Genomic DNA, 24,709 nt, shown 5'->3' on the forward strand with positions numbered 1-24,709 from the left:
TAACAACATTTATGGATGGTATTAGGCTAGATAAACAAGTTTAACATTCTTGATCAAAGACCTGATGTAAGCCGTTTTTCAGGTAGTTGGAACGTGCAGTTGCCGATTATTTATTACATTTATTTTAATCCTGATTATGGCAAAAACATCAAAGGCGTTCGTGCTTATTTACTTAGGGCGATATTTTTACTTATTTCCAATCCGACACTCTAACATTTCAATTGTACTATCATAATCGAAGCTATTAATGTTACTCTTCATTTGTTGCAGCTTACCTGTACCAGATGAATGACATGAGAGTCACAGAAGGCAAAATTGAAGATGTACTCAAAGCGGAAAAAGGCAGCAGAGTTTGAGGAGTTCTCTATTTTTACATATTTTAGGAAGTTAAGGTTATTTTAATTACTAAAAGGAAAATTGGAGGTACCTAAGTGAAATTTCTAATAATTTTCAGTTTAGTAATTACGCAATTCTTGACAGCCCCATTCTTTGTACAAGCGAAGGAAAAGAATGTATCTATGCAACAAATTAAAAATGAAGTTAATTTCAAGGTATTGGTACCTAAAAGACTTCCAAAAGATTTGCAAATGAATATCAAACCCTATCCTCCAACTGAATACGGAAAGCCAACAAAGTTTACAATGACCTTCACCAAAAACAAGCAGTTTGTTTTTAACATTCAAGAAAGGAAATCCAACCAAAAAGAACTCGACAAAGATGTTTACTCTTATGGTCAACCTGTATCTATAAATGGTAATAGAGGCTATTTTCTGACTTCTGGGCATAAAGATGGTCATTTGCTTATTTGGATACAAAACGGAACAGTTATTGAAATGGATAGCACCTTATCAAAGGAGAAAATGCTTGAGATAGCTCAATCTGTAGAATAAGTTGAGCTTTATTTTATGCCAATTATCACTTTAAGCCTTAGTAATTTGGCAATTTCAGCTATATTTAGAAAGCATTTGACCTGAGTAATTTATTGGTGGTATTTGTCATCATAAGACAACTATCAATAATCATTTTTGTTACCGTTGCATCGTTATTACGTTGTTTGATTGAATCCAAGAATTGAAACCAACACAAATAGTGGCCAAGGTATTTCGTAGTCATACCATTAAAAACGGTCTGTTCAGTCTTTAAGAGGACTGTGATAGTTATTGACGTTTTGAATGTGATATATTATTCCTTTAACTTGTTCTTTACCATCTGATTTGAAGCGATAATGTCCTAATCCTTTTTCTTTTGCTTAGGTCTTAAACGCCCGCCACACATCTGTACATAGAACGTTAGAAGATACAAGTTTAGAGCCGATCGTTTTATCTAAACGGGATTTAACAATACGCCCTTGAGCCACTATCTTAGAATAAGTAGCTTTTTGTCTGTCTCTTGCAATAAGGACACAAACTTGTTCCTTACTTATGCCCCAGTATTTTAGATTTACCACCATTTTTGCGGGATTTTCTGCCCTCTATCTCAAGTTTCCCTTTTTCAGAATACAGAAAATAGGCTTCGTCCATTTCAACGATAACCGAAAATTGCCCGAAATCCATTTGTTTTAAAGCTGATAATATTTTATTTCTCCAATAAAACAATGTAACGTAATGAATTTCAAGCATTTCTGAAGTTTTTCTAAGAGAATATCCTTCAATCATACACTGAGAATAAACTCTACCCACTTATGCGGGAAATGAGTTCTGTATAAAGGCGTGTTTGTTACATCGGGAAACGTCTTTCTACATTCTATACAACGATAGCGTTGGCGTTCAGTAGTTATCAGACCAACTTTTACTGAATACTTCCCGAAACGAATGGAATGAGTGCAACTTAGCCTATCTATATGTTTTTGCTCAGACAACTCTTTATAAACAGGTTCACTTTTAGAGAAGGGATTAAGTGACTTATTAAAAAACTCCTTTAAAGGATATAAATCCGCAGTATTTATTTTTTTTTATTATCTCAACTAATGCCATTCAAATCACCCGCTCTAGGTTGTTTAATCCCCCCCATATAGAATATTTGTTCGTTTTTATCAAATGTCAACAGAGTTATTTTACAGAGCCTTAAAGAAAAGATTTGTGCTTGACAGTTTACGCTATTCTGCGTTACTATGTACCGGTAATAAGTATTACTTAATACTTGTGTCACTGATTACTTGGAAACTATAAAGACAGACGAATGGGTGATAAATTTGGAAAATATCACGGAAATGCTGAAAGGGGTACTCGAGGGTTGTGTGCTTGAGATCATCAGCCGTGGCGAGACGTATGGCTATGAAATCACACAACAGCTGAGAGACCTTGGCTTCACTGATGTGGTTGAAGGTACCGTTTATACGATTACCATGAGACTTGAGAAAAATAATCTGGTGGATATCGAGAAGAAGCGATCGACTATGGGACCACCGAGAAAATTTTTCACACTCAACGCAGCCGGTCAAAAGCAACTTGAAGTTTTTTGGGAAAAATGGAACTTTATCTCAAGCAAACTAAATGAATTAAAGGCATTTAAAGCCAAATAAAGCTGTCGTGAAATGGAAATCTGTGCAAACGTCTTATAAAAGACAACAACAGCTCCTGCAAAACGATGTAAAACTAATTATAACTCAAGCGATGCGATTCAATAATCGAATTTTACTGAACAACTCATGATCTTAAAGGAGGTAACTATAATGAACTTTTTTGAAAAAATAACGGGCAGCGATATAACTAAAGAAATGAAAGGTTTTGAAGAACGGGCAAAAGTCTTGCCGGCTGAATTTCAAACGACTTGGAAAGAAATTGTCAGTAATCTCTGGATTCACGGAGATTTCAGTGGTCGTAATCTGATGCCGATTTTTGATAGTACTCTTGAACTGCTTGAGGTGACTTCAGTTGACGGTCAGAGTGTTGAAGAAGTACTAGGAGAGGATATCAAAGGCTTCTGCGCGGCGCTTGTTGGTGATGAAGGCGCAAAAACGTATCGAGATAAATGGCGCGATCAACTTAACAAGAACGTCGCAAGAAAATTAGGAGGACTGAAATGAGTCTCAAAAAAATAATTGAAGAAAAAAAAGAATGGAGAGCTCATGTTTCTCGTGTCAAAGCGCTTCCGCAAGATTACCAAATTGTCTATAAAGAGATCCAGAAATATCTCTTCAAAGTGGGTCCTGTTGAGCTAAGCGAAGGGCTCGGACTGCTGTCGGAAATTGTTAGCTTCTTTGAAGAAGGCGCAGCTGCTAAGAAAGGTGTGCTTGAAGTCACCGGAACAGACGTTGCTGCTTTCTGTGATGCACTGATTGAGAATTCGAATTCTAAAACTTACGCAGACCTCTATCAAGAAGCGGTCACTCAAAACATCAATAAGAATATGAAAAAATAGAAAGAACGAAATACTTGGCGGTCAAATTAATTGAAGATAACTGAGCTCATTAATAAAACGGGTTTACTTGTGAGATGCAAAACTCTAATTATCACCTTCAATCACACTACTATTCACAATAAAATCACAGAAAGAAAAGACTAGTAAACGTCAAAACAACCGAATCTTTTGAGATTCGGTTTGATTATTTTCATAAAAGGCAATCGATTACCTCTTTCATTAAATGGCTAAAGCGAACTTTCTAAATAAGCGGAGAAATTCCGCTTATTTAGAAATCAACATCGAAAATAGCTAAAATAGACGGAGAAATTCCGACTATTGACTCGAAAAACATGAAAATGGGTCATTTCTTTTTGTTTAAACGGAAAAACTCCGCTTATTTACGACGAACTGAACGCTACTTTGGTTGATAACGGAAAAATCTCCGCTTATTTCAACGATCACAGGTGACTCTAAAATTTCTTCTTAACCATGACAGTCCGTTTTTTACTTTAAGAACCATTTTTTCACAAAGTCTTCGATAATCTAACTTTATTTTAACATATATATCCAAATGACTTGATAATCACCCTACCTTTCACTTGCTTAATCACCGGTTAATTCAAACACCGCCAATAATTATATCCACCCATGTAAATTAAACTGTGATTTGAAATGGTCAATAAACATTGATATTACAATAAAAATCATATGGTGAATGACTATGTGAACCCGTGCGATTTACCTTGATAGTTAATTGTTTGCACCTCTGAAGTGAACCCGTTACTCATTAATTGGAGCTCTTTTTTTGTTGGAGAGCTTTTGGATGTTCGTCTCCATTTTTTTCATACGGTCAGAAGGCTAAGTGACTCTTTTCAAAACCAATGCTTTTTTCGAATATTTTCAAATTAAGGGAGCGAATTCCTTATCAACTTCGACCGTTAATCAAAAGGAGGATCGATTAACATAGCAGTTGCCCTTTGTGGGTCATTGACTAATGCTAACTTGTATTCTAGCATCCAGTTAAGCTTTCCAATGATCTGATCGTATTCATTCTTTTTTCGTTCGATTTCACGTATCTTTTGGCGAATCCACTCAATGGCTTCAAGACTGGTCGATGAATGTGCATCGCGTTCTTGAAAGATTTCCTTCAATTCATTTAATGAACAGCCTACGCTTTGAAACTTTTTTATAAGTTTTAGACGTTCGATGGCCTTTTCATTGTAGTTACGATAGTTATTTTCATCTCTTTGGAAATGTCGACTATCCAGTAGACCTTCTTTTTCATAATAACGAATGGTGTAGGTTGTCAATCTTGTCATTTCAGCTAATTCTTTTATTTTCATATCTATTCTCCTCAAGAAGACTTGCCTTATAGTTAACTCTATAGTTTAAACTCTAATTGTTCAAGTCATTCTATTTATCAGTAACCCCTAGGAGGATAGGATTATGCGTATTTTTGTAACAGGAGCAACAGGCTATATTGGTTCTGCCGTCGTCAGTGAGCTTATAAATGGAGGACACACCGTCATCGGTCTTTCACGTTCAGATCGAGGTGCTGCACAATTGAAAAAAGCGGGTGCCGAGGTGCATCATGGGAGTCTTGATGACCTAGATAGCCTGCACAGCGGTGCTGCCAATGCGGACGGTGTGATTCACCTGGCGTTTATCCACGATTTCGATAATTTTGCTCATTCACTTGAAACGGATTTACGTGTTATTAAGACAATAGGAGAGGCGCTCGAAGGCTCAGGCAAGCCGTTCATAACGACTGCTCATGCCAATGGGGCAGCATCGGATAACGAGGTATTAGCGCTGGCAAATCGTGGAGTCCGAACAGCGATTGTTTCGCTTGCGCCATCTGTCCACGGTACGGGAGATAAGGGCTTCGTGCCGAGACTGATCAACATAGCCCGTGAAAAAGGTGTATCTGCCTATATTGGTGATGGATCCAATCGCTGGCCGGCTGTTCATCGCCTTGATGCCGCCAAGCTTTACCGCCTAGCATTGGAAAAGGCACCTGCCGGGTCACAATTAGATGGGGTAGGGGATGAAGGTGTGCCATTTCGCAGCATCGCGGGTGTCATTGGTAAGCATTTGAATGTTCCGGTAGAGAGTATTTCACGCGAAGGGGCTAATGATCGTTTCGGATTTCTCGGCACTATTGCGGCACTCGACATTCCGAGATCGAGTAAAACGACTCAGGAACTCTTGGGATGGGAACCGATCCATCCAGGGCTCATTGAGGATCTCGAGCAAGGTCACTACTTCAGAAGTTGAAGTATGAGTTTTGGATAATAAGTCATTTAAGACGCGTTTATCTCCTAACGCGTCTTTTTTGTACGTGGTAGGATTGAAAAATAAGAGAGATGCGAAATTTAGAATAAAGTTGTAGTATTAAAATCAATAAAATCACTTAAGGGTGAGGCTGGATCATGACTAAACATAGGATCTATACAACAAGTTTCGCAAATGTCTATCCCTTTTATGTGAAGAAGGCGGAGAGAAAAGGTCGTACTAAAGCAGAAGTCGATGAAATCATCCGTTGGTTGACAGGGTATAGCCAAGATGAGTTACAAGTGCAACTGGAAAAAGAGACTGACTTTGAGACTTTCTTTTCGGAAGCTCCTCAACTGAATTCGGCACGGGCTTTGATCAAAGGCGTGGTCTGCGGTGTCCGAGTGGAAGACATTGAAGAACCAATGATGCGGGAAATTCGCTATTTGGACAAGCTGATTGATGAATTAGCGAAGGGAAAAGCAATGGAGAAGATATTGAGGAAATGACCATTGCAAATTGATGAAAATTCTTTAAATAGCTATTTCCAAGTGAGAGACGATTGACTTATAAGTGAAGCTTAAGAGAATTAAAGGAGATTTTATGTAAAATATAGTATCGAGGGGATTGCTAGCTTTATATATAGTGACCCTAATCTGGTTCGTGTTATTCAAATTACAATACAATGTCTTATCAGTCTTTAATTATCATCATCGAAGTCTTAACTTGATTCCATTTGCAGGCCCATCAATAGTAAATGGAAGTTTCAGCGAGATGATCGAGAATGTTATAATCTTTGTTCCTCTTGGCTTGTTATTGAATGTCAATTTCAAACAAGTAGGATTTTTATCTAAATTTGTTTTTATGGTGGCTTTGAGCCTTGCTTTTGAAATAATTCAATTTATCTTTGCTATTGGGGCGACAGACATTACCGATGTCATCACAAATACGGTTGGAGGCTATCTTGGACTAATTTTGTATGGTTTAAGCAATCGCTATATTAATAATAAAAGTCTAGACAGAGTGATTATTTTGGTTGGTCTGCTTTTGCTCCTATTACTCGTTTATTACCGTATCCATTTGAGAATTAGAATTTCTTAGTCTGTTATTAATAGTAGAGCACGAACATTTCACAGTAATCACAAGTCTGGTTAAATAGTTTAATTGTTAACACCTCAAACCAAAAAGAACAAGCTGATTGTTTCCCTAGAAAATTGGCTTGTTCTTAAAACCTATTAAAGGATCCCCCCTAGATCATTCACTCGATATTTTTCAATTTACCCAGATCGCAAGCAAAAGCTCCAAGACGGGTTTCCTCGGGACAAGCCAGCACGAAGGTATTTTTGCGAAGCTGCAATACGATGGTATTTCAAGCAGTAGGCTGGCTCGCGGTTCATCGTCCGAGGAAAGCTATCCTTTTTTATGAATTTTTTTAATAGGACACTGGAAATTTAGTTAACCTAATTAATTCAGTTATGTTTTATTTTTTCTTTTTTATCAATTTAAAGGGCTTTTGAACCATCTCTTTTAGAGAAATCTGTCCTTTTAGAAGTTCATACTCAGCTTCAAATAGGTCTCGATCACAGGGGTATTGTTCGCCGTTTTTATCTGTAATGAGATAATCGCCTGGAAGCCCCTTCATTGTGCCTTTGGATGTTTCAATGGTAATCGGTCTTGTAAGTTTCACAGCTTCAACAATAATGACTTTTTTTCTATACTTAGGCATGGTGTCAACCTCCTTCCCTATACAAGACTAGACTATGCAAAAACGGGCTAATGTGTATAGGCGATAGTTTTCTGTCGTTCAACGGTTGCTTTTACGAGTGAAACCTTATCATGGTCAATGGTCATCAGGGTATTTGATTCTCCTGAGCTGGTAGAATCTATGAAAATGGCTTTCAAAGGTGGTTACCTGAGGCACTCTTGCCAAGATGGTCTTGTTTGTCATGCTTTCTGCTTGCTCAATTGCAAACGGCAATGTTTGAATCTCGGCAAGGTGTATCATTAATACACGTAACCGGCGGTCATGCCTTAGCGCGTACGAAGGAGAGCCCGAACGACTAAGTTATTATTTTTTTACTTTTTTAAATGTTATAATAATAAAAAGCGTAAATAAGTCTCGGGGAGGAGATTGAAATGGCTAACGAAATCACAACTCAACTTTTAGAGGTATTTACAGCGAATTTTAATGAGAAGTCCACTAATAAGATTATTAAAAATACAGTGATGAAAAGTGGCATTGATGCTGCCGCTGAGAATAATGATGCCGTTGTCGCAATGAATCATGTATTCTCAGAGGAGATTACAACAGGGGCGGTGGCGAACCAGAAGCAGAGCGGCCGTTGCTGGATGTTCGCGGCATTGAATACATTCCGTCACAAAATCCTTGAAACGTTTAAATTAAAGGATTTTGAGCTCTCACAAAATTATACCAATTTTTGGGATAAGTTTGAGAAGGCGAACTTTTTTCTTGAGAGTGTTCTGAAAACAGCCGAAGAACCATTGGATGGACGTCTCGTTTCTTGGATTATGTCAACACCTCAACAGGATGGCGGTCAGTGGGATATGTTCGTCTCTTTAATAAAAAAATATGGGGTTGTTCCAAAACAAGTCATGCCGGAGACCTTTCAAAGCGAAAATTCAAGACGCTTAAATTCGATTATAAATCGAAAATTACGCAGAGATGCGGTAAAGCTAAGAGGCTTGTTTAGTGAAGGGAAATCTGAAGCGGAATTGCAAAGAGCCAAAGAGGATATGCTTTCAGAGGTTTATCAAATCCTAACTTTCGCATTAGGAGAGCCGCCAAAAACATTTGATTTTGACTATCGCGATGCGGACGATGTTTTTCATCGAGAAGAAAAAGTGACGCCACAAGCTTTCTACAAAAAGTATGTGGGCATTGATTTAGAAGACTACGTGAGTATTATCAATGCCCCAACGAAGGATAAGCCTTATGGAAAGACCTTTACGGTTCAATTCCTTGGAAATGTTGTGGGGGGTAAACCTGTTAAGTATTTGAATGTCGACATGGATACATTAAAACAACTCGCTATTAAACAAATTAAGGAGAATGAAAGTGTCTGGTTTGGTTGTGATGTGGGTCAATCTTCCAATAGAGATTATGGCATCATGGACACCGCTCTTTTTGATTATGAAGAGACATTGGGAACGTCCCTGCATATGACAAAGGAAGAACGCTTGGATTATAAGGAAAGTGTGATGACCCACGCGATGGTACTGACGGGCGTTAATCTCGTCGATGAACAACCCACGCGCTGGAAGGTGGAAAATAGTTGGGGCAATAAGGTTGGGAAAAAAGGGTATTTTGTGATGAGTGATAAATGGATGGATGAGTATACTTACCAAGTGGTCATAAATAAAGCATACCTTTCAGACGAGTTGAAAAAAGCCTTCGATCAAGAGCCCATACAACTTAAGCCATGGGATCCAATGGGTTCCCTTGCATTTATGAAGTAAAAGAATAAGGGGACTTCAAAGTCTGTATTTGCTTTTGACCTCTTCTTGTACAGGGACATCGAGACGAGTTGCTAACTCTATGCAAAAGTGACTGCGATCAACATTCAAGTCATGTAAGGTGTTGGGCGTTTCTCGTAAAAAAGAATAAAAGAATGTAATTATGAAGAAGAGCCTTTCTCAAGTGAGAGGCTTTTTTTTTTCGTTGATAGCGTAGGCAACCATTCAGACTGCTGTTAGAAAAGAAATGCTCAACGCCTTCATGCTCAGGCTGGAGAAGGCTTGATTACAACCGAAATAAATGGAAAACGAATGTCCTATAAATGAAGTGATCATGAAGGTCATTTCTCTCCTTATGGGCGGGAACATTCTAAGAAGGAGAAAAGGAGCTTTTTATGGAAGTAATTAAAGAAAAGCAAATAGGAGGGATGACCATTGCCAATCAAAAATTATGGGGTTTTAAAGGGAAAAGCGGTTAAAACGATGATGGGAAGTAATAATGAGCCACATTATCAAGTTTTGATCAAGGATGATGCAGGAACCCAGTATCGAATTGCGATTAACATTAAATCACAGGCCTCTCCTTCAGACGTTTTATATTATGTCGGTGAGAATTTTCACTCAGAAGAATTGACGACCTTGCCCGATCTAAAATTTGGTTTTACCGCTATCAATCCTAACAACCCAAGTATTGGTCTTGATTATATAAGAGGACATTTATTTAATCCTTCCCAAATGATTCCACTGCCACCTGAAGCAAGCGGCCCGGATAATGATTTAAATGATAAACTTCAAGATTATTTTAAGCAGGCCATTGAGCATGGAGCAATCATTTATGCTTTCGGACAGAGATGGGGTCCTGAGACTAATCAGCCTGATCAATATTTTAAATTTTCACCTGGTAACGGTATCCATGACATTCATATGAATCAGGGAAACACGGGCGGTTGGACAAAGGATAATGGGACTTGGCAAGATGGGGGTATTTTAATCCAATTCGAACAGGATAAAAGGTGGGTGGCTATTTTCTTAGCTTTTCAATCTCAATCTTGGTGCACCGATGAGAATGGTAATGCCATTAAACCGGTTGATGAATGTGATTATAAAACGGTCAATGTTCCAAAGTAGCCTGAGCTTGAGATAGAAAATGGCAAAAGACTCGGGACACCGACTAGAGATGATCCAAGCCTCGAATCCGGGGCTCCTTTTTTGATTATGCAAGGTCAAAAAATGAATGTTGAAATAAATCACTGTTACTTTTCATGTAAATATATTGATACTGAATTTTATTTATGATAAAATAAAAATTTTGTAATTAAGCGTAAGTGTGCTATACTATAAGTAGGTTAAAAATTCGGAGGGTGATTTTTTTGTTTCAAATTGGTGATGGAATAGTTTATCCGATGCTCGGTGCAGGTAAAATTAAAGCCATTGAAGATAAGGAAATCTCAGGGGAAAAGCAAAGGTATTATATTATTAAGATGTCAATTAGTAAGATGGATTTAATGATCCCAGAGAAGAAACTTTCAAGTTCTGGCATACGTCCGATTACTGAGTTGAAAGCCTTAAATAGCATTATAACGATTGTTCAACAGGAAGAATCCGATAACTCCCTCGTATGGAAGCAGCGGTACAAAGTGAATATGGAAAAGATGAAAACTGGGAATTTGAAGGAAGAAGCTGAAGTGGTTCGTGATTTAATGAGCATGCAGAAAGAAAAAGCCCTTAATGGCAGCGAAAAAAAATTATTAGACAATGCTCGTGATTTCTTGATTAGTGAATTGAATTTAATAGAAGGAATTACCGAAAATCAGATCCAAAGCTTTTGCCTCAATTAATTCTTTAGAGAAAATGACTTAAAACACCGACCACCCAAAAAAAAGAAGTTCTATTCGGTTGATTACAGGTCCTATAAACGATATATGCCGTTGAGAGAAAAGGGAGCAAAGTAACTTATTTGCTTTTTTTTATTGGCAAATGATAGCGTTTTAATGCACCTGGGCGGTTGCATGGCCGAGACGTAACGACTTCTCCTCCTTTAACGACTTCTCTTAGTCCAAGTGGTTCTTCATTATCAGCCAACCCGCAAAGAACCTTTTCTTTTTAGAAGACACTTCCTCTCATTTTTTCCGTAATAAAGCTTAATTAAGAAAGAATTTAGCAGGTGAAAGGTGAGTATGGAGAAAAACTTAACCGATGCCTGTTTGCAATCGGTATGGTTATCTGTTATGATAAGGAAGAATTATTTTTGTTCGGTCTAATGGATAGTATAAGTCTTTACTTTTCGTCTTGATGATCACTTGGAGCAAGGATAGTATTAATTGTGTGGGTAACACACGTGGAGGCAATATAAATGGAACAAGGTACAGTAAAATGGTTTAACGCAGAAAAAGGTTTTGGCTTTATCGAACGTGAAAATGGAGACGACGTATTCGTACACTTCTCTGCTATCCAAGGTGAAGGCTTCAAATCACTTGACGAAGGTCAAAGTGTTACTTTTGACGTTGAGCAAGGTGCTCGTGGCGCTCAAGCTGCTAACGTTCAAAAAGCATAATTTTATAACAAGAAAAAAACAGGCCCTTTAAGGGCCTGTTTTTTTTATGCCTTTAAACTTGATACCGTGCGGAAAGTTGGCGTAGGTGTTCTGTCATCAATCAGTTTTATCCATTGAGAAACCGCACTGGTGAAATCTCTTTTTGGGGAGTTTCTCAGTCCGGTCATTAAAATGAATTTCATTAAGAAATAAATTGTTTCCCGCGTGGGTAGACGGGAAGCGAATAGCCTTCGCCAAAAACATCGGCCGTATCACAGATAATAATAAATGATTGCGGGTCTATTTCTTGTACAATGGCTTTTAATTTATTAACCTTTGATGCTTGAATGACCGTCATCATGATCCTTCTTTCGCGATGTGTATAGCCCCCAAACGCTGATAACTTGGTTAATCCTCGATCTAAATCATTTAAAATGGTTTGACTTATTAGTTCCTCAAATTCGATTGATGAAATAATATACGCGACTTTATTCGAGCCTTTTGCTTTTGATTGAATGAATTCCATCGTAATTCGAGTGATCAATGAGGCTAGCAGCGCATACAAAGCCTTCTGTGTTGAGAAAATGAAGGCGCCTGAGATCAAAACACTTGCATCCATAAAAATAATCGAGACGCTGTGTTTGATATTCATTTTATTAAAGAGAATTTGAGAAATGACAGTAAACCCGCCTGTATTTCCTCCTGAACTAAAAATCAAGGATAAGCCAATTCCGAGTCCCAATCCCGTATAAATACTTGCAAGCAGTGGGTCATGAGTTAATGGGGGTAGTCCTTTTGTAAGATAGATAAATAAGGGTACTAACAAAGAACCAATAATCGATTTGAAGATCGCTTGTAAGCCCAAAAAGAAAAAGCTGATGCCTAATAAAAGAAAGGTGATTGCCCATAAAATCATGACTGAAGATATATGTAGGACAGGGCTAAGAACAAGCGCTGCACCTGTTGTACCACCTGAAGCTAATTGGTTGGGGCTCTGAAGTAAGGTGAAGCATAGCGCCTCAATAAAGGTACCTATTAATAAGGCTGAGTATGACTTGACTTGAGACATCCGAACAAACCTCCTTTTCATTTACAAATTATAGAAAATGAATGAATATCGTGCAAGAATCCGCAAAAAAGCATAAAAGCTTAAACGCTTTTATGCTTTAGTTAATTAAATTTGATGCAATTGTCTTTATCAATGACAACTTTCACTTAATGGGAATTAGGTACCCATCGATTTTTAGCTGCTTTTTTCCTATTTGTAATGGTATCTTCTTTAGGTTCCGTTCTTTTGATAAAGAAAGATAAAAGGAAGGCAATGATGGTTAAAACAGTAGCGACCATAAAGGCGTTATTGACCCCAAAAACGAAACCTTGAAGGATCGCTTTTGTATATTCAGCTTTATCGGTTGTAAGGATATGCCTTTGACGATAAGATTTTGGGTATGTTGAGTTCCTTTATCAGTCATGACTGAAACGAAGAAGGCCATTCCGACTGCACCAGCTACCATTCTCAATGTATTGACCATCTTAAAAGTTGTTTCGAGTTGCTTTTCCCATATAGGCAGACTAGTGTTTGATTCCGCCGGCTCGCCTTTTACTGCAAATTATATAAATTCTGTTGGAGATCTCATGGTCAACATTCAATCAGATCTGGGAGCGGAATTACGTGCTCGTAAAGTTTACGAGGAACTTCATCGTCATGTAGAAGATCCAGGAGCCCGTGAAATGTTTGACTTCCTTATTCAGCGTGAAGAAGCTCATGCAACTTTATTTAAGGAAGCTGTCGAAAGAATCCAGGATACACAAGGGGGCTTTGATCCCGCTTTTCGTGATAAACAATACGCTAAGCTTTATCCTGAACTTTCAGCAGGAGGACCTGGACCAGATGTCTTTAAAAGTTTAAATGCAGGAATCATAACAGGGCCTTTTTCAGGGAATCCCGATACAGATACATTTGGCGGTCTCAATCCTCCAGTTCAATAATAAGTCGAAACCACGGAAACTCCGTGGTTCTATTTTTTAACTTTAGTTTTGGGTAATCTTTGATTTGGGTAAAATAATTAATTTGGACCATATACAATTAATCTAAATTTATAGATAATTAGGATAGTTGATGTTGGAAACATTTCCTAGTATTACCAAAACTATTAATTTGTGAAATGGTGTAACTTGCAAGCGTGAAGAGGGACTGACTGTAAGAGATTTTATGGCATTGAATACCAATCCATGTAAGCCTAAGAAAATCATTTTTTCTTATAACAAGGCGATAAAATGATAGCGTTTTCATTTCATTGTAATTTTTTTCTAATCAAGTTAGTAATATTAAAAAATAAATAGTTTGGCTGAGAACTTAAAGGTGAGGTGGAGAGTCATGAAGAAAAGAAGAATTTTGGTTACATGGTTTGTCATTTGTAGTTTCTTTCTCTTAACGGCATCAACCAGTTTCGCACAAGACTTTCAGCAGCCCTCTTATCCAAAGTACACTAAACAAGCCACAATTACTTGGTGGACGTGGACCGCGAATCCTGACAAGGTTATTGCGGCATTCAACAAAGTATATCCAAACATTAAAGTGAATCATCCTTTAATTGGTGGCGGAAGTGCAGAATATAACAAATTAACAACCGCCATTAAAGCAGGAACTGGTGCACCTGATGTGGTTCAAATTGAATATCAGTACCTCCCTAAATTTGTTGGAACAGGAGGAATTCTTGATATTTCTAAGTACGTTAAGCAATATAAGGATTATTTTCAACCTTGGACCTGGAATCAAGTCAGTCAAGGGAATAAGATTTATGCAATCCCTGAAGATATTGGCCCGTTAGCCCTGCTTTATCGACCAGATGTTTTTCAAAAATATAAGTTGGCGGTTCCGAAAACTTGGGACGAATTTGCAAAAGAAGCGGAGCAGTTGCATAAACAAAATCCAAATATGTATATGTCTTACTTTCCGTTAAATGATGGTGGATATATCACAGGATTATTGTGGCAGGCAGGAGTTCGACCATTCACATACACATCTAAGGGCTGGAAAATAGATCTTAATAGTCCTAAAGCAAAACAGGTGATAAATTTTTGGGGCAAGTTAATCAAAGAGGGTGCTGTTCAGGCGACAAATGATGGTACACCTCAATGGGAAAGTAATATAGGTAAGGGAATCTATGCTTCGTTATCAGGGGCAGCCTGGTCGCCGACCTATACAATCCAACCCTATGTTACGCCGGCAACCTCTGATTGGAATGCAGCTGATATGCCTCAATGGAATACAAATGGGAAATTTGTAACAGGTAACTGGGGTGGCTCAACAAATGCCGTTACGACACAAACCAAATACCCTGAAGCAGCGGCTTTATTCGCAGCATGGATCAATACAAGTGCTGCTAGCGAAAAACTGGATGTCACAGATGTTAGTAAAGGCGGTCGTGGACAGGTGCCGGGAAATAAATATGGCATCCAACAACCTGAGATGAATGCACCTAATTCAGGTCTTAATAATCAGGTTTCTGGTCCGATTTTTGCGAAAGCAGCCTCAGCGGTTGATACTTCTTTCGAATGGAGTCCATGGACAGATTATGTCTATAACCAAATGACGGTTGAATTTACAAATGCAGCTAATGGAAAAGAAACTTGGGATCAGGCCCTTGACAACTTGCAAAATGAAGTAACTGTTTTTGCAAAGTCTTCGGGATACAAAGTCGTTTCTGATGGGACACAAAGTTCATCAACTACTAAACCGTTTTCACTTCTAAATACGCCTGCCCTGCCAGTTATCGTTGTTTTAGCTCTTATCGCCGTACTTATTTGGTTCTTTAGAAGAAGACAATCATCCGTAAAGATTTAAAGTGAACTGTGAAAAAGAAATTTAGTAGATAATTAACGAGTCTGTTTTAAAACGATTAATAAAATACAGAAACGTGAGGGATGATGATGGTCCGAATTCGACGTGTTCCCTATATATTTCTTACACCTTTCCTAATCTTGTTCGCTTTATTCTTCGTTTTTCCTTTTCTCTATTCGCTTATCTTAAGTTTATTTGTGAGCCGCCAAGGAAGTTTGCATTTCGTGGGTTTAGCCAATTACTTGACCGCTTGGCAGGACAAAAGCTTTTGGATATCCGTTTACCGTGTGGCTTACTATGGTGTGGTACAAGTGACGATCATGCTCGTGTTAGCCTTAATTTTGGCCTTATTCTTGGATAGCCCTTTTGTCAAAAGTAAAGGACTTTTTCGAGTGATTTATTTCTTGCCTTACGCCGTTCCAGGGGTTATTGCAGCGATCATGTGGGGTTTCTTGTATTCACCTGACCTTAACCCGATCTTGCAAATTTTCGGAGTTTTTACAGGGGGAAAGCCGCTTAACTTATTGAATTCAGGTACCGTTTTATACGGGATTATGAACATGGCAACATGGGCGTGGACCGGTTACAATATGACCATTTATTTTGCTAGTCTTACTTCGATCCCTTTAGATTTGTATGATGCGGCAAAGATTGATGGATGTAATGAATTTCAAACTGCCTGGCATATCAAATTGCCGCTTTTGAGACAAGTAATCATTATGACAACCGTTTTGTCTATCATTGGATCACTCCAATTATTTAATGAACCATTCGTTCTTTCGTCTTTGACAAGTATTCCTGCAAACTTCACCCCGAATATGGATATTTATAATATGGCATTTGCCTATGGAAACTTCACCTACTCGGCAACCTTATCAATTACCTTGGTATTGATTACCTTTATAGCTTCCTTATTGTTTATGTGGGCAACCTCGGAGCGTAAGAAATCAAAATCAAAGAAAATAAAAAATACAGTTATCAATGATAAAAGATTGGGTACCTCGACATTATCCTATCATGCAAAAGGAGAGAAGTCGTTATGAGCCTAACCTCAAAATCACACGCAACGACCAGCTTGCAGCGAAGAAATCATAAGAGTTCAAAAGATAGAGTTAAGACTTCATTATCTATGATTCTCATTATTGTCATGGCGGCTTACTTTTTGTTCCCTTTGTATTGGCTTATTGTGGCGATGACGAAAAGTACTAATCAATTATTTAATACATCGATGCTTGCCTTCCCAGCTCATTTAAATCTTTGGGCAAACTTAAAATGGTTAAATTCCTATCAAAATGGCATGTTTTGGCGGTGGGTTTTGAATTCTATCATCTATGCCGTTGGGGCTGGTGTACTTGGAACCTTAGTCAGTGCCATGGCAGGATATGCGCTCTCCAAATATAATTTTAAACTTAAAAATACCTTATCTGTTGCTATACTAGGATCTTTAATGATTCCTGGGGCTGCACTTGCCATCCCTGTTTTCTTGATGGTTAAATCACTTGGTCTGATCAACACTTATGCTGGAGTTATCTTACCGATGATTGTTAACCCTTTTGGCGTGTACTTTATGATGGTTTTCATTAAAGAATCAATGCCAGGTGAACTCATTGATTCTGGGAGAGTAGATGGGGCTAATGATTATAAAATCTTTTTCCGTATTGCGTTGCCGATTATTCGTCCAGGTTTGGTCACACTCTTTTTAATCTCCTTTATTGGGGCATGGAATAACTTCTTCTTACCTTTAGTTCTCTTAAATAAAACGAGCTTTTATCCTTTGACGGTGGGGCTGCAAATTTGGACAGCTAACCTAAATTCAGCGGGCACTGGCCAACCGTTATATCCACTCATCCTAATTGGTTCATTCCTATCCATATTGCCAATGCTGATCTTGTTCCCAATTCTTCGAAAACATATTGTTTCGGGAATTGCAATGGGAGGGGTTAAAGCTTAAGGAAGTTGGACGTCCTTTAAAAAATCATTTAGTAGCTAGGCAAGATTCACGAAGTTGGTACCAATTCCATATAAAGGTTTCTAAGAAAAATGGGCCTCATCCAGCGATTCTCCATATAGCCATTATAAGAATCTTTTCTGATGGTTATTTCGTAGAGGATTTAACCTTATATTTGATGCCTGGTCGCTTGGATAAGAAGTCAATGATTTAAGCAGTTTTTGGCTACTACAGATTTTCTATGAATAATTCAGGTCTATATTGATTCGAATTAATATTGGACCTATTCTAGAAAGGGTTATCCAAAAAAATGCTAAAAGGCGTTTGTTAATAGATTTATCTTGATCCTATCTAATAAACGGTGATGAATGATTAAAACTAACTTTTTTTCAATGTTTTATAGGAATGTTTTGATTCTATTATTAAACAGTATTAATATAATGAAATAAAGAAATGTTTTAATATAATAGGGAGGAACCTAATGAAAAAGATACGTTGGGGAATAATCGGAAGTGCTGGCATTGCCAAACGCTCTGTTATTCCTGGTATTCAGCAATCAGAAACAGGGGAAGTCGTTGCCATTGCCAGTCGGACATTAGAAAAAGCACAGCAAACGGCAAAGGAATTGTCTATACCAAAAGCATACGGCAGTTATGAAGACCTCCTTGCCGACCCTTCAATTGATAGCGTATACATACCACTTCCTAATCATTTGCATAAGGAGTGGACCATTCGAGCTGCCAAAGCGGGGAAACATGTTTTGTGTGAAAAACCTTTGGCGTTGAATGCAGTAGAAGCTCAAGAAATGGTTCAGGCATGCGAAGAGGCAAATGTTGTTTTTGCCGAAGCCTTTATGTATCGTTATCATCCTCGTTATAAGATGATTAAAGAAGTGATCGATTCAGGTGAGATCGGAGAAATTCGTGGGATCTATGCCAATTTCACATTCAACAATGCGGGTGATTCAAGCAATGTCCGTTATAAGAAAGAATGGGGCGGGGGCTCTTTGTATGATGTGGGAGTTTACCCAATCAGTGCCGCTCGGATGTTACTAGGAGAAGAACCACAAGCGGCAACCGCTCATGCGCTCTTTTCTGAACAGCATGGGGATGTGGATATGATGGCCTCGGGTATTCTTGAATTTAATCACGGGGTTGCCTTGACCTTTGATTGCGGAATGTGGGCAGCCGGGAGAAATGTTCTAGAAGTATTGGGAACAGAAGGCAGAATTGAAGTTCCTTCTGCCTTTGTTGTCGAGCTAAATGAAAAGGATAATTTCTACGTCTCTACTCGAGAAGGTAAAAGAGAAGTCGAGGTACCAAAAGTTAATCAATATGCTTTGCAAGCCGATGCGATCGGAAGACGGATTCTTTCTGGTGAGCCTCTTCCTTTTCCACCTCAAGATGCTGTTTTAAATATGAAAGTTCTTGATGCTTGTCTCACTTCGGCAAGGGAACATCGACGTGTTGTAATAGAATAGGGGGGCTGTCATGAAAACGATTAAAATAAAAGGTTTGGATAAGCCGGTTACGACACTCATTCAGGGCTCTGATTATTTTAGACCGAGTAACTATGAAACGGTTAGAACGGTTTTGGATCGTTTTTTTGACATAGGTGGTAATACGATCGATACCGCCCATGTCTATTGCGGTGGTGAGAGTGAAGTCGCAATCGGTCAATGGCTGAAAGAGCGGAATAATCGTGAGGATGTGGTTATTCTTACAAAGGGGGCTCACCATGATCAAAACGGGCCCCGCGTTAATCCAGAGGCCATCTCAAGTGATTTATTAACGAGCTTAGAGAGACTCGGAACGGATTATATTGATTTATATGCGCTCCACCGGGATGATCCTAATGTTCCGGTAGAAGTCATCATTGATGCTTTAAATGAACATATTGAAGCTGGGAGGATTAAGGCAATTGGCGGCTCCAACTGGACAGTCGAGCGTTTGCAAGAAGCGAACGACTATGCGGAGAGGAATGGTCTGGTTGGTTTTACATTTAATAGTCCAAACCTCAGTTTAGCTAAGGCTCAAGAACCTTATTGGGAGGGCTGTATCTCTGCCGATGCCGCGTATTGCAAGTGGCATAAAGAACAACAAATGCCGCTGCTTTCTTGGTCTTCCCAAGCACGCGGGTTCTTTACAGGACGGTTTACTCCTGAAGACCGCAGCAATGCGGACCTTGTCCGGGTTTTTTACAATGATGACAATTGGGAAAGACTGCGCCGTGCGGAACAATTAGCAAAGGAAAAAAACGTGAGCCCGATTCAGATTGCTTTAGCGTATGTACTGAACCAATCGTTCCCAACCTGCGCTCTCATTGGTGCTCAAAATGAAGAAGAGCTATTGTCTTGTAACGAAGGGGCAAACATCGTGTTAACAGAAGAAGAGTTAAATTGGCTCGAACAGGTGTAAAGGATCGTTAAGCCGATGTTTAATAGAATTTAAGTGTGCCTGTTCCTATTTGGAGCAGGCACTTTTAATGAGCAGGATACTGAAGTTGGTTTGTCATCATTACTCTTCTAACTTGTTGAAGGACGGTGGTGGATTTACGGAAAAGAAGAGAGAATGGCTATCTGTTAAAAATTGTTAAGTAAAATTCTAGTTCGATCTAGTATAATGAATAATAGAATGTATTTGTCGGAATGATAGGTAGGGGTTTCCAATAGGGATGTGGCGGTGAAGAAATGACGCAACTGGAGCAAGATTATAAAGAAAGAAATGAATTGCTCAAAGAGATTAAAAGGCTGAAAATAGAAAATGATGCGTTAAAGTATATGGCGAAAAAAGAGAGACGCTATATTAACTATAAACAAGTCATTAATAAAATTACAGATGCCATCTATTTTTTTAAAGTTGAGGAGGGGCGTTCCGGGCATTTTATAGAGGTTAATGAATGCGCCCATGCCCGATTAGGTTATACGCGTGAAGAAATTCTGAACATGTCTCCGCTTGAGATCGACATCATGTCAGAAGAACAAATCATGTTAGTCTATGAAAAAATATCAAAACGGAAGCAGATTTCCTTTGAAAGTTATCATGTTTGTAAAGACGGCACTCATCTTCCGGTTGAAATAAAATTGCACAAAATTGATATTAGAAATGAAGAATATATTGTGGCCGTTTGCCGGGATATTTCGGATCGTAAGGAATCTGAAAAAGTCATCAATAATGCAAAAGAGCAATATGAAAAATTGGTTGAGTCCTCAACAAATGGTGTTGCTGTGGTGCAAGATGGCATTATCGTTTTTACCAATCAGACGTTAGTCAAAATGCTTGGAGTAACGTGTAAAGAAGCGCTTTTAGAAAAGTCTCTCATTCAGTTTTTGGATAGCTCCTCTCAACAGGACTATTCCTTACTCACGAAACAAGGACAGACCCATGAAAAACTTTCTTGTACATGGAAAAAGCTAGACGGTTCGGACCTATACACAGAAGTTATTACCATTCCAACTAACTTTGATGAAAAACCATCCAATCAACTCATTATTCAAGATGTATCGGAGAGAAAACAAAATGAACAAATGATGCTCCAAGCAGAGAAAATGAATGTGGTAGGGCAGCTTGCGGCCGGCATTGCTCATGAGATCCGCAACCCTTTGACTTCTTTAAAGGGCTTTGTGCAGCTTTTTCGTTCGGATTCGGTTCCAAATGAATTATTTCTTAGCATTATGGAAAGTGAACTAGAGAGAATTAATGTGATATCGAATGAATTTCTCACCTTGGCTAAACCTTATAACCTCGATTTTTTTCCAGTTGATCTCAAGATGACTTTGAGCAGTGTTATAAGCCTATTGGAGACCGAGGCTTTTAAACAATCTGTTACGATAATTTCTCAAATTAAATCGGATGATCTAGTCGTAAACGGCATTAGTACCGAACTTAAACAAGTGCTTATTAACCTGATGAAAAATGCCATTGAAGCAACTCTTGATGGGGGAAATCTCTATATCCAGGCGGAAAAACGTGAAGACTTTATCGAGATCACGATAAAAGACGAAGGCATCGGGATGACAACAGATCAGTTAAAACGACTAGGGGAACCTTTTTACACAACAAAGGAACTCGGAACAGGTCTTGGTCTAATGGTCACTTATAAAATTATCCAAAATCATTTTGGAAAAATAAAAGTGCAAAGTAAAAGAAATGAAGGAACGATTGTTACCGTTAAATTACCCGCTGCCGAATAGAAGCGGTAAAGAACGCTGCAAAATGGACTTTAAAATCATTTTGTTGAAGAGGTGTTGCTTTGTTTTTACAAGTAATGGACTATTAATGGAATTATATAAAAGATCATTAAGCATCCTCATGTTTAATGATCTTTTTCCTGTTGTTAAGTGTACTCTAGAATCTTGACTTGTGGATCACTCTCTATTAATACGTTGCTATTTAAAAGAAAATAACCTGGTTTTTCGGAAACACTGTCGTTCGTCCGCAGCAAGTGAGAGAATCGTCGTTACATTTAAAACTATTAGGCGTAACCATTACCGCTTGCCTGTTTTCGGCTTTCCTCTATTTAAATTCCCCGAAGAGAAGTCAAGTTCGAATAAATCCTTCTTGTAAAGCGTTCTTCAAGTAGGGGGTCGGTTCACCCACACTATAAAGCTGTAATTCATGCATCGCTCTTGTACAGGCGGTATAGAAAATTCTGCGCAGGCTTTCATCACCGTAGACATGCTCTGAGGCATCATAAATGATGACGGCATCGAATTCAATCCCTTTTGACAAGTATGATGGGATGACAACGACTCCTTGTTCATATTCAATTGAACCGTTTTTTATGAGTTTAATGTCGTCGATGCTGGTGGATAAGGCTTCAAAGGCTTTGGCGCTCTCCTCAGATGATTGGCATATGATCGCAATACTATTAAACTTAAGACTTCGCCAATCGGCAACTTTGGATGCCATGCACTGATGCAGCGAGTCGTGATCGGCCAATTGTGTCAGCACAGGCTGTTCGCCATCTCGTTCGAAAGGGATAATCTTCTCTCCGTCCGGCACGAGTCTGCGTGTCAATTCAATGATAGGTTTTACCGATCGGTAGCTTCGCGCCATAGTGATTAATGTTGTTTCATCCGGTCCGTATAAGCGAGTAAGCGTGTGGAAATCGGCTATATCTCTGGCATGGGGAAAGATCGCCTGATTAAAATCGCCGAGCACAGTCATTTTGGCGTAAGGAAACAGGCGCTTTAAAAACTCGAATTGAAAAGGAGAATAATCCTGAGCCTCATCTACAACGATGTGTTTGATGTTATTATTCGTCTGAAAGCCATGAATGAGCTCTTTCAAGAGCAAAAACGGAGTGGCATCTTCATAAAATAATTTGCCTTTGTCCAAAGTATCCAATGTCGTTTGGCAAATCTCAGCCCACTCCAAGGGTGTTTCTCCATCCAGCCATTCTTTTATCTGTAACGGGTCCGCAAAAAGTGCTTTGTACATCCCCTTAATGTCAATGAAATGATACGCTCTTATTCTGTTACGCAACGGCTTTAACTTCCGACGAACAATCAATCGGGCAAGGTCTTTTGGATCCATTTCATAATCAGCAATGGCTTCACCTTTATATCCGCGTTTTTTGGCTAAGTAGGTGCGTACTTTATAGTAAGCAACGTTGCTTAGCAGCTCTATTTCTTCTTCTACCCATGGCTTAGTTCGTTCGACCTTTTCGGCTGTATCTAGTTGTTTCATTAACCAATCCTTCAACTTTTCAAGCCTGTTGTGGAAGCGGAGGGAGACGTCTTTGCTATAAAACCTTTCTGCCATTTGCTGAGCGGTCACTATCGATGTCCCTCTGAAATGAATGCCTTTGAATCGCATTCCGGACGATTCAAGAGAGTGTCGGTACGATTGAATCGCCTCAAAAAATTGGAAAGATGCTTTGAAACGGATACCTGCTGCTCTTGACTTCCATGGAGGAGAATTTCTTGCCGTTAATACATATTCCAATTGCTCGAACGGGCTTTCAACATCAAACTCATTACTCAAGCGGTGGACCAAGTATTCCTGGAATGTGACCTGCTGCATATTTTCTTCACCAAGTTCTGGCAGCACATTGGAAACGTAGCTGTTAAACATCGAATTAGGAGAAAAAAGAATGATTTGATCGGCATTCAGAGTATCGCGATACTTGTAAAGCAAATAAGCAATCCGCTGCAGGGCAGCTGATGTCTTGCCGCTTCCGGCTGGACCATGTACAATAAGTAGTTTTCCACGATCATGACGGATAATCTGATTTTGTTCCTGTTGAATCGTGGCCACTATATTGTGCATATGTTTGTCGGTCCCTTTGCCAAGCACCTTCTGTAAAATCTCGTCACCGATAGTAAGACTCGTATCAAACATAGATTGGAGGATACCGCCGCGGATGAGGTATTGCCACTTTTTCTTCAATTCGCCTTGGATGACGCCTCCGGGGGTTGCATACGTGGCTAAACCAGGCTGGTAATCGTAGTAGACACTTGAAACGGGAGACCTCCAGTCGTAAATAAGGAAATGATCGCCGCTTGTATCCGTAAGTGTGGTGATTCCAATATAGATCTGTTCCGGAGTCGAAGATCCTTCTTCGATAAAGTCGATTCGGCCAAAGTAGGGGATGTCCTCCATACGGCGCAGCACCGACAAATTTTTGGAGGCATGTCTGTGAATGCTTTGGCTGACGGAAAGAGCTTGAGCAACTTGTCTTAAGCCGATGATGGTCTCAAGGAAATCATCGAAAGTATCCACATTCACCTTGAGATCATCCCAAAAGTGTTTGCGAGTGTGAATGACCTCGTTTCGACGCTGGGTTGTTTCCTTTTCCAACCGAATGATTTGCTCTTGAATGGTCTTTGTGACACGGTTGAGCCGATTTTGCTCTTGCTCGAACTCCGATTGCATAGAAACACTCCTTTTTTTAAAAAATGGGGTTGACCGAAGCGGTGTTAGGGTGTATAATTAAAATAGGATAAATATAATATTAAATAGTTTAATAACATCTATCTCTATAAATTTACCACCATTTCTCATGTTTTTCAATAGATTGAACATGTTTTTTTGCATGTCTCCTCACAAATAGATGCGGTCAAGTAAGAACCCTTCATATTAATTGTTATGAAGGGTTCTTTTTAATACATTGAGAAAAATAGAATTTTAACAACTAAGATTCATAGGGTTTTGTTTGAGTTTGAATATCAATAGAAAAATAAAAAAACGCTAAATTAAATTAATGAAAGGAACAAATTAAATTTATGAGGAAATAAATTTAATTAATGGCAGAAATAAATTTAATTAATGACAGGAAAGAGATAGGTGGT

The 24,709-nt window shown here is 38.8% G+C and carries 22 protein-coding genes and 1 pseudogene; 18 read left to right on the forward strand and 5 right to left on the reverse strand.

The features are described from left to right. The first annotated feature begins 431 nt into the window (after window positions 1-431). Complete coding sequence (locus PU629_RS09550; RefSeq protein WP_275284038.1) at window positions 432-890, forward strand: DUF4367 domain-containing protein; 459 nt, start codon at window positions 432-434, stop codon at window positions 888-890. Between the two features lie 64 nt (window positions 891-954). On the opposite strand, the pseudogene PU629_RS09555 reads toward PU629_RS09550, so the two are convergent. Next, a pseudogene (locus PU629_RS09555) lies at window positions 955-1,945 on the reverse strand (IS1595 family transposase). Between the two features lie 246 nt (window positions 1,946-2,191). Between PU629_RS09555 and PU629_RS09560 the strand changes: the two are divergent. The 3 genes from PU629_RS09560 to PU629_RS09570 all read left to right on the forward strand — a co-directional run bounded on the left by PU629_RS09560 (window position 2,192) and on the right by PU629_RS09570 (window position 3,360). Beyond that, window positions 2,192-2,521: a PadR family transcriptional regulator gene (locus tag PU629_RS09560; RefSeq protein WP_275284039.1), complete on the forward strand. Its 330-nt coding sequence runs from the start codon at window positions 2,192-2,194 to the stop codon at window positions 2,519-2,521. A 150-nt stretch (window positions 2,522-2,671) separates the two neighbouring features. Continuing rightward, a complete protein-coding gene (locus PU629_RS09565) occupies window positions 2,672-3,025 on the forward strand; it encodes a DUF1048 domain-containing protein (protein WP_275284040.1) in 354 nt (117 codons plus the stop codon). Continuing rightward, entirely contained in the window at window positions 3,022-3,360 is a 339-nt protein-coding gene (locus PU629_RS09570; RefSeq protein ID WP_275284041.1) for a DUF1048 domain-containing protein, read from the forward strand. Before PU629_RS09565 ends, PU629_RS09570 begins: the two co-directional genes overlap by 4 nt. A gap of 920 nt (window positions 3,361-4,280) precedes the next feature. Here the strand turns inward: PU629_RS09570 and PU629_RS09575 are convergent. Continuing rightward, entirely contained in the window at window positions 4,281-4,685 is a 405-nt protein-coding gene (locus tag PU629_RS09575; protein WP_275284042.1) for a MerR family transcriptional regulator, read from the reverse strand. Between the two features lie 103 nt (window positions 4,686-4,788). Between PU629_RS09575 and PU629_RS09580 the strand changes: the two genes are divergently transcribed. The 3 genes from PU629_RS09580 to vanZ-A all read left to right on the forward strand — a co-directional run bounded on the left by PU629_RS09580 (window position 4,789) and on the right by vanZ-A (window position 6,717). After that, complete coding sequence (locus PU629_RS09580; RefSeq protein ID WP_275284043.1) at window positions 4,789-5,619, forward strand: SDR family oxidoreductase; 831 nt, start codon at window positions 4,789-4,791, stop codon at window positions 5,617-5,619. Window positions 5,620-5,774: 155 nt separating this feature from the next. Continuing rightward, entirely contained in the window at window positions 5,775-6,125 is a 351-nt protein-coding gene (locus PU629_RS09585; protein WP_275284044.1) for a DUF2200 domain-containing protein, read from the forward strand. A 103-nt stretch (window positions 6,126-6,228) separates the two neighbouring features. Beyond that, window positions 6,229-6,717, forward strand: a complete 489-nt coding sequence (vanZ-A, locus tag PU629_RS09590; protein ID WP_275284392.1) for a glycopeptide resistance protein VanZ-A — start codon at window positions 6,229-6,231, stop codon at window positions 6,715-6,717. 379 nt (window positions 6,718-7,096) lie between these two features. On the opposite strand, the gene PU629_RS09595 is transcribed toward vanZ-A, so the two are convergent. Then, entirely contained in the window at window positions 7,097-7,342 is a 246-nt protein-coding gene (locus PU629_RS09595) for a hypothetical protein (protein ID WP_275284045.1), read from the reverse strand. Window positions 7,343-7,752: 410 nt separating this feature from the next. On the opposite strand from PU629_RS09595, the gene PU629_RS09600 reads away from it, so the two are divergent. The 4 genes from PU629_RS09600 to PU629_RS09615 all read left to right on the forward strand — a co-directional run bounded on the left by PU629_RS09600 (window position 7,753) and on the right by PU629_RS09615 (window position 11,644). Further along, the gene (locus PU629_RS09600; protein WP_275284046.1) at window positions 7,753-9,093 is read left to right on the forward strand and encodes a C1 family peptidase; all 1,341 of its coding nucleotides are present in this window, start codon (window positions 7,753-7,755) and stop codon (window positions 9,091-9,093) included. Between the two features lie 432 nt (window positions 9,094-9,525). Further along, window positions 9,526-10,218, forward strand: a complete 693-nt coding sequence (locus PU629_RS09605; protein WP_275284047.1) for a YukJ family protein — start codon at window positions 9,526-9,528, stop codon at window positions 10,216-10,218. 275 nt (window positions 10,219-10,493) lie between these two features. Next, on the forward strand, window positions 10,494-10,928 hold the full coding sequence (locus tag PU629_RS09610) for a CarD family transcriptional regulator (protein ID WP_275284393.1): 435 nt from the start codon (window positions 10,494-10,496) through the stop codon (window positions 10,926-10,928). A 515-nt stretch (window positions 10,929-11,443) separates the two neighbouring features. Further along, window positions 11,444-11,644 carry a cold-shock protein gene (locus PU629_RS09615; protein WP_275284048.1) on the forward strand — a complete coding sequence of 67 codons (201 nt, stop codon included), beginning with the start codon at window positions 11,444-11,446 and terminating at the stop codon, window positions 11,642-11,644. Window positions 11,645-11,825: 181 nt separating this feature from the next. Here PU629_RS09615 and PU629_RS09620 read toward each other — a convergent pair whose 3' ends face one another. Then, window positions 11,826-12,692 (reverse strand): YitT family protein, encoded by an 867-nt coding sequence (locus PU629_RS09620; protein WP_275284049.1) that lies wholly within the window; start codon window positions 12,690-12,692, stop codon window positions 11,826-11,828. A gap of 401 nt (window positions 12,693-13,093) precedes the next feature. Between PU629_RS09620 and PU629_RS09625 the strand changes: the two genes are divergently transcribed. The 7 genes from PU629_RS09625 (at window position 13,094) to PU629_RS09655 (ending at window position 21,607) form a co-directional block, all read left to right on the forward strand. Continuing rightward, window positions 13,094-13,612, forward strand: a complete 519-nt coding sequence (locus PU629_RS09625) for a manganese catalase family protein (RefSeq protein WP_275284050.1) — start codon at window positions 13,094-13,096, stop codon at window positions 13,610-13,612. A gap of 388 nt (window positions 13,613-14,000) precedes the next feature. Next, window positions 14,001-15,470 (forward strand): ABC transporter substrate-binding protein, encoded by a 1,470-nt coding sequence (locus tag PU629_RS09630; RefSeq protein WP_275284051.1) that lies wholly within the window; start codon window positions 14,001-14,003, stop codon window positions 15,468-15,470. A gap of 221 nt (window positions 15,471-15,691) precedes the next feature. After that, complete coding sequence (locus tag PU629_RS09635) at window positions 15,692-16,510, forward strand: carbohydrate ABC transporter permease (RefSeq protein WP_275284052.1); 819 nt, start codon at window positions 15,692-15,694, stop codon at window positions 16,508-16,510. After that, entirely contained in the window at window positions 16,507-17,418 is a 912-nt protein-coding gene (locus tag PU629_RS09640) for a carbohydrate ABC transporter permease (RefSeq protein WP_275284053.1), read from the forward strand. Before PU629_RS09635 ends, PU629_RS09640 begins: the two co-directional genes overlap by 4 nt. 478 nt (window positions 17,419-17,896) lie before the next feature. Beyond that, window positions 17,897-18,895 carry a Gfo/Idh/MocA family protein gene (locus PU629_RS09645; protein ID WP_275284054.1) on the forward strand — a complete coding sequence of 333 codons (999 nt, stop codon included), beginning with the start codon at window positions 17,897-17,899 and terminating at the stop codon, window positions 18,893-18,895. Between the two features lie 10 nt (window positions 18,896-18,905). Then, window positions 18,906-19,832, forward strand: a complete 927-nt coding sequence (locus tag PU629_RS09650; RefSeq protein ID WP_275284055.1) for an aldo/keto reductase — start codon at window positions 18,906-18,908, stop codon at window positions 19,830-19,832. Between the two features lie 272 nt (window positions 19,833-20,104). Further along, complete coding sequence (locus PU629_RS09655; protein WP_275284056.1) at window positions 20,105-21,607, forward strand: PAS domain S-box protein; 1,503 nt, start codon at window positions 20,105-20,107, stop codon at window positions 21,605-21,607. Between the two features lie 346 nt (window positions 21,608-21,953). Here PU629_RS09655 and helD read toward each other — a convergent pair whose 3' ends face one another. Further along, complete coding sequence (helD, locus tag PU629_RS09660; protein ID WP_275284057.1) at window positions 21,954-24,293, reverse strand: RNA polymerase recycling motor HelD; 2,340 nt, start codon at window positions 24,291-24,293, stop codon at window positions 21,954-21,956. Window positions 24,294-24,709 lie beyond the last annotated feature (416 nt).

Origin of the sequence: Pullulanibacillus sp. KACC 23026 (assembly GCF_029094525.1) — a bacterium.
Taxonomy (GTDB): Bacteria; Bacillota; Bacilli; order Bacillales; family Sporolactobacillaceae; genus KACC-23026.